General features: G+C 42.4%; 1 protein-coding gene. It reads right to left on the reverse strand.

All coding sequences use genetic code 11. The annotated features are described in order from the left end of the window. Positions 1–25: 25 nt before the first annotated feature. Entirely contained in the window at positions 26–613 is a 588-nt protein-coding gene (locus tag D5I41_RS21675; RefSeq protein ID WP_119011047.1) for an outer membrane beta-barrel protein, read from the reverse strand. Between the last annotated feature and the right edge of the window lie 81 nt (positions 614–694).

Here is a 694-nt window from a genome sequence, read left to right on the forward strand (position 1 = left end):
TGTTCATATCAACGAAAGAGTTGAGTTAGAACTTATAACCAACGGTAACCATACCTTGAGTTAGTAGGTCGTCTTTACCATTGAATTTCTTATCTTTTTCAGTCACATCAGTAGCTTGGATACGACCGTCAAAGTAAACACCGTTATCCAGAGTCATACGTACACCAGCCGCGCCACGTGCTCGTACCGCCGCTTTTTCTTCACCAAGCATCAAAGCACTCGTGTCCTTATCAAAACCTACTGCACCTAGTGCTACGTATGGCTTGATTGATGCATCACCCGGAGTAACGAATGTGTAACCAACCTCGGCTTCAACTGCTAGATCATATGCTGTATGCTCCTTAGAGCCTTTATCTTTCTTATTTTCGTAAGATTTAAAGCCAGTCCCTGAACCTTTAACATTAATTGCAAAGATACTGTTGAAGTCATAACCAGCTTCTAGTACTACTGATGGGTCGGCTTCATACTTCACGTCACCAACGCTTTCACGCAGTTGATACTTACCAATATCAGTACCAAAACCACCACCGACGCGGAAGCCTGAGTGATCGTCTGCTGCAAAAGAAGACGCGGACATTAGTGCAAGAGTTGAAGCTAGAATTAATTTTTTCATGTTTGATTACCTCGTAAAATTTAGTTACCTCCATTTGATTTGTTGCCAGTCCTGTTTGGCTTGAGGTGTAATTTACGCAAG

Source organism: Vibrio superstes, from assembly GCF_003569005.1.
Classification (GTDB): Bacteria; Pseudomonadota; Gammaproteobacteria; order Enterobacterales; family Vibrionaceae; genus Vibrio; species Vibrio superstes.